Below are 6007 nucleotides of genomic sequence, written 5' to 3'. Positions count from 1 at the left end.
TCTCGGTCTGCTGAAGCTGATGGTCGGTGTCTGCGGCGGCCTCCTTAGCTGGCGGAGGCGGCGGATCGCCTGGATCGTCGTCGCGATCCGGCGGTGCGCTTTCCTTCGGCTGGAAGCTCTTCATGGACGCCCACGCCTTGATCAGCGTGCCGTCCACCGAGAAGTGTTCATTCGAGAGCAGCGGTCGGACCTCCGGATGTGCCAGGATCGCCGCCATCACCTTGCGCGACATCTCGGTGGTCAGCAGCCGGTCGCGGTTCTTGCTGAACACCGTGGGGACCCATACCGGGTCGTCGATGCCAAGTCCGACGAACCACCGGAACAGCAGGTTGTAATCCATCTGCTCCATCATCTGCCGCTCCGAGCGGATCGAGAACAGGATCTGGAGAAGGCTCGCCCGGATCAGGCGCTCCGGCGCGATGGAGGGGCGGCCGAAGTCGGTGTAGAGTGCGTCGAACTCGGCATCGAGGCTCGCCAGCGCGTCGTTCACGATCTGCCGGATCTTGCGAAGCGGATGACCCGAAGGGACCCGCTCATCAAGATCCACATAGCTGAACAGCGATCCGCTCGCTTCGTCCGTCCCGCGCATCGTCGCCCTCTCCGCCACTGCAGTGACGAAGGTGAATCATGTTCTCGAAACCGCGTCGAGACCGGCCTTTTTCAGCAGCCTGTTAGAGGTGTCCAGAAGATCTGACATTCTCGGGGCTGATCAAGACTCTTTTCATTGATCTTCCATAGAGCTGAAGCATCCTGACAATGTGCGAAAGCATTTATGATGATCTATCAAACTGAGACTGACCTTTCCGAAATACGACAGACAGAAGATAAGTTTCATCACATTGAAGCTCTCCAGAGCGGAGCCGAGACCGACGGCGTCCGCGGCGTGATGGGAACCGAAACCCTGCGCCATGTCGAAACCCAGGAGCCGGCCGGCCAGGAAGCCGACCCGGTTGTCGATGAAGCCGAAACCCCCGTCGTCGATACGCCGATCGTCGACGAGACCGTGGATCCGGTGATCGAGGAGCCGGCGGCAGAGACGCCGGTTTCCGAAGAGCCGGCCACTGAGGAGCCTGCCGTTGTTCCGGGCAACTTCAACGAAGGTCTGCGCGCCGAGTATTTCGCCCTCGACGGTCGCGTGTCCTCGCTTGCGAATATCGATTTCGACCGCACGCCCGATGCGACCGGCACTGTTGCGGATCTCGACACCTACAAGAGCTACGACCCGTTCTGGGCCGACGGCCCGGAAAGCAACTTCGCAGCCCGTTACACGGGCGGCTTCGAAGTGCAGCAGGCTGGAAGCTACACCTTCCACCTGACGTCCGACGACGGCAGCCGCCTTTCGATCGACGGTCAGGACGTGATCGGCAATGACGGGCTTCACCCTTCGCGCACCGAAAGCGTCACGCTCGATCTGGACGCGGGATTCCATGACCTCGGCGTGCTGTATTTCGAAGCGTCCGGCGCGCAGACCCTGCGGCTGGAATGGCAAGGTCCCGACACCGATGGCGTCCGCGGCGTGATGGGCGTCGAAACCCTGCGGCACAGCGAGGCGCAGGAGCCCGCCGGCGCAGGAAGCGATCCGGTCGGGGACGGCGTCGAGGCGCCGGTCACCGAGACACCGGCCACCGAAGAGCCGGCCGTCGAGCAGCCCGCTCCCGAAGAGCCTGTCGTAAAGGAGGCCGAGAATCCGGTCGCCGAAGCGCCGGTCGTGGAGGAGCCGGTTCAGCATCCTGTTCTGGACCCGAACGAAGTTGCGGAGGCCTATTCCGGGCGTGTGACGACCTTCTCGCCGACCGGCGGCAACATCGCCTCAGTCGAGATCCTCGAGCGCCCCGATCACGGTCACCTGTCCGTCAATCCCGATGGCTCCCTCGCACTTGTCATGACGGACTCCGACTATGTCGGGAACCTGTCGGCGACCTATGCGATCACGCGGACGGACGGGACGATCGAGACCCAGGAAGCGACGATCACCGTGACCGAAGGACCTCAGCAGTCCGGATGGGGAACGGGTGCCAGCCATTACATGCTGGCCACCGACGAGAACGACAACGTCATCGTCGAACACGGCGAAAACCACCGGAAAGTTTACATCTCCGGTGATGGCCTGACGACGGCCGATATCGCGGCTCTCGAGGGTATCTCCGAGGACAGCGTCACCAGCTGGTGGCTTCGCGATCACTCGGAATACGGCGCATCCGAAGACATGGCTCTGGCGACCTCGCCCGGCATGGGCCTCTGGTACCGGATCAACGATCGCGGCGATGCGAATTCGAACTGGCTGCTTCTCGAGCGTGGACACGAATACGATGCCGGCCGTCTTCTTCCGCGCGGCACCAGCGGGGAATCCGAGCTGAACCCGCTTTACGTCACCTCTTGGGGTGAAGGTTCCGCTCCGGTCATGTTGAGCAGCCCGAAAATCTATCAGAACAACGTGAAGAACATCGTCGTCCAGGGGCTGGACTTCAAAGCCGGCGCTCTCGTTCTCGGTCAGCATGAGAATGTGATTTTCGACAACGTGACCCTGAGTGGCGGTGAAACGAACATGAGTGGCTTCAACGGCACCATGTCCGGCATCACCGTTCGCAATTCCCGCGTCCTGGACGTGTGGGACGAAGAACCGGAGCATGTCACGAGCGGCGGGGAGTGGTCTCCGCATGCCAGCCGTGCAAGCGGGTTCTACTCCTCCAGCGTTGACGGTCTGCTGATGGAAGGAATGGTTATCGACCATAACGGCTTCGCGCCCGACTTCGACGCGGAAGGCTCCATCGAAGGCGGACACCCGCCCAGCATGTACAGCCACAACGTCTACATCCAGGCGAGCACGGACGACGTCACCTTCCGTGATTCCGTCGACATGCGCGGCGCATCCTTCGGCGCGCAGTTCCGGGGCGGGGTGTTCCTCGAGGACAATATGTTCCTCGACAACAACATCGCCTGGAACACGCTCGGCGGAGACTACAAAGGTGCAGGGCCGGTCGGAAATTACTCCCTGATGGTCGGCAACGTCGTCACCTCGGCGGCAGCCCGCGGGGCCGACGCCCCGAGGATCGGCGCGCTGGACTGGGGCATTCGCAACGAAGGCCTGATGTCGACGCTCGTCGACAACATCGTCGCGCATGCCAACGATCCCGATGACGCATCGGACACCGTTTCGGGCTGGTCCGCCCTTTACCACGGAAAGGGTGAGGACAGTGTCTACGCCGACGACACGATCATCTGGCGCTGGGGGAACGAGAACGCCAATACCAACGGCCTGGATCAGGCTCAGCTCAACGAGACGACGATCCAGCGCTATACGGCCGAACTTCTCGGCCTGGAGACGGCCACGATCCAGGATCTCGCAGATCACCTGCGCGGCCTTGACGGGACCGAGCAGAAAGCCGCCGTTCAGGACATGCTCTCGTACTTCCGGGTCGGCTTCGGCGTCGAGGACCTCAGCCGCGATGCGGCCGAAACCCTGCGGTTCATCCCTGACGAGACCGGCGACGGCGTTCGATGGGACAACCGGATGAATTGGGACAGCGGCGACCTGCCGGGCACCGTCGCAGGCGACAATGTCGACCTCGGTGGCAACAAGGTGGTCTACGGAGGCACCTCCGTCGTCAACGACCTCGAGTTCGGCAAGGCCGGCGGCCTGTCTCTGACCCATGGCCGTCTCACCGTTGAGGGTCAGCTGACCACCGACGCCGACAACACGCTCGACATCGCCCGCGCCGGCCAGTTCTGGACCAACGGCGCCGCCGGAAACGGGACCCTCGACGTCGATGTCGACGGGGGACGCTTCGTGAATACCGGCGCGTTCCGCAGCCCGGTCGATTTCACTGCGCAGAACGGACAGAGCGTTCTCGCGACCGGCGGGGCCACCTTCTCGGTGGCCGAAGGAAGCCGTCTCGAGATCGTCGGCGACAACGCGAAAGTGGGATTTGACGGCAATGACGGCGCCGCTGCGATCCTGGACTTCCAGGAGCGCGGGACGCTTTCGTTCACCGCGCGCGATGGCGAGGTCGGCACGATCGGCGAGTTCCGGACGGGCGCGTTCGGCGAAGCGACGGACGTCATGTCCGGCGTCGACCTCGGCGGTGCGGCACTCGAACTCGATCTGACCGATGTCGCCTTGGTGGAATCGGTCAGGCTGGTCACGGTCGACGAGCTGATCGGTTCGTTCAGCAGCATCGACATTCTGGGCCTGAACACCCGGGACGCCGAGATCGTCGTCGATTACGAGGCCGATGTCGTGTGGCTCACCCTGCGCGAGGGCGACGGCGCCATCCAGCTCGTCGAAATCGGACGCGAGGATGACGTCAGCACTGGCTACGAGGCTCTCGTGAGCACCATGCTGGAAATGCAGATCGGTGAAAACGAAGAGCAGCCGCAGGTGCCCGAAGCTCCGGCTGAAGTTCCGGCCGAGCCGGAAGCGCCGGAAGCGCCGGCACAACCGGAGCCTCAGGAGCCGGAAGCGCCGGAGCAGCCGCAGCCGGAGCCTCAGGAGCCGGCTGTCCCGGAGGCACCGGAGCAGCCGCAGGTTCCGCAGCCGCGCGGGGTCATGGAGTTCGGCTGGGCCAATCTCAACCACAACGCCATCACGATCGATTTCGATGGCGAATACGAGAACCCGGTCGTCTTCGCCTCCATCCGGACGATGAACGGCAACCAGCCAGCCGTCGTACGGATCGACGAAACCGACAGCGACTCGATGACCATGCGCCTCTACGAGCCCGAGAACATGGACAACTGGCACAAGATCGAGACCGTCGACTACGTCGTCGTCGAAGCCGGTCAGTGGGAGCTTTCCGATGGCACGCGCATCTCTGCCGGACTCGAGAAGGTCTCGACGATCGAGAAGGACGGCGTTGTCCGCTTCGATCATGGTCTCGAAGAGGCCGATGCGGTCTTCGGTCAGCACCAGGCAGGTGACGCGCCTTTCTGGACGACCGCGCGCATCGGCGAAGACGACCAGGGCTGGCATGCCCGGCTTCAGGTCGGCGAAGGCCTTCGGTCCGCCCTTTCGGATGTCGAGATCTCCGAAGATATCGGCTGGATCGCCTTCGATGCCGGCGATGGCGGCTCGGCCGATGCGAAAAACTTCCGGTTCGGCACCGTGTCCGGCGTTGACGATGACGTGGATCACTTCGACTTCACGGCGTCCGAGGAGCCTCTGACCGAAGTCGAAGGCTTCCTCCATGGCCTCTCCAGCCTGAACGGAGGCGATTCCGCCTTCTCCAGGGGGATCGGCATGGACGCGGACGGAGCCGAGTTTTTCATTCAGGAGGAGACGACGGGCGATCGCGAGACCTGGCACATCGACGAGGACGTGTCTTGGCTCAGCTATGTCGATCAGGGGCAGATCTACGGCCTCGAGATCGTGTGAGCCGCGGATCTGACATCATGAAGGGCGAGGGCAGGGTTCAGGATGACGTGCTCCTGCGGATCCGGCACCGGCAGGGGTGTCTCCCCTGGGCACTGTCAGGTTGATGGCGTCATGGAAGGCCGGTAGCTCGCTTGGATGCTGAACCTCGACGATCTCTCCCGCCTCAAGGGGTACCGCTTTCCGCGCACCGTCATCGGATACGCCGTCTGGGCGTACCACCGTTTCGCCCTGAGCCTGCGAGATGTCGAAGACCTTCTGGCCGAGCGGGGCGTCGCCGTTTCCTATGAGACGATACGGGTGTGGGTCGCGAAGTTCGGGACGCAGTTCGCCGCGAAGATCCGACGCGATCGGCCCTGGCCAGCCGACAAGTGGCATCTCGACGAGGTCGTACTCAAGATCAACGGCACAAAGCATTGGTTGTGGCGGGCAATCGACGCGAAAGGCGACGTCTTGGACATCCTCGTGCAGTCATGCCGCGACACCGCGGCCGCGAAGCAGTTCATGCGCAAGCTCTTCAAGAGATGGGGCCTGCCGCGGGTGATGGTGACCGACAAGCTCGGATCCTATGCGGCAGCCAAGGCGAAACTCGCACCCGGCGTAGAGCACCGTCGCCACAAGGGGATCAACAACGCGGCA

Annotated in this window: 3 protein-coding genes; 2 read left to right on the top strand and 1 reads right to left on the bottom strand. The window is 63.2% G+C overall.

The window, feature by feature from the left end; genetic code table 11:
* Positions 1-589: transposase (locus JSE7799_RS04670; RefSeq protein ID WP_144431558.1), on the bottom strand; the 589-nt coding region annotated here is incomplete at its 3' end.
* 297 nt (positions 590-886) lie between these two features.
* Between JSE7799_RS04670 and JSE7799_RS21250 the strand changes: the two genes are divergently transcribed.
* Positions 887-5371, top strand: a complete 4485-nt coding sequence (locus JSE7799_RS21250; protein ID WP_222101705.1) for a PA14 domain-containing protein — start codon at positions 887-889, stop codon at positions 5369-5371.
* 135 nt (positions 5372-5506) lie between these two features.
* Positions 5507-6007: IS6 family transposase (locus tag JSE7799_RS04660; RefSeq protein ID WP_055662575.1), on the top strand; the 501-nt coding region annotated here is incomplete at its 3' end.

The organism is Jannaschia seosinensis, from assembly GCF_001408515.1.
GTDB lineage: Bacteria > Pseudomonadota > Alphaproteobacteria > Rhodobacterales > Rhodobacteraceae > Jannaschia > Jannaschia seosinensis.
This window is presented reverse-complemented; position numbering and strand designations above follow the sequence as displayed.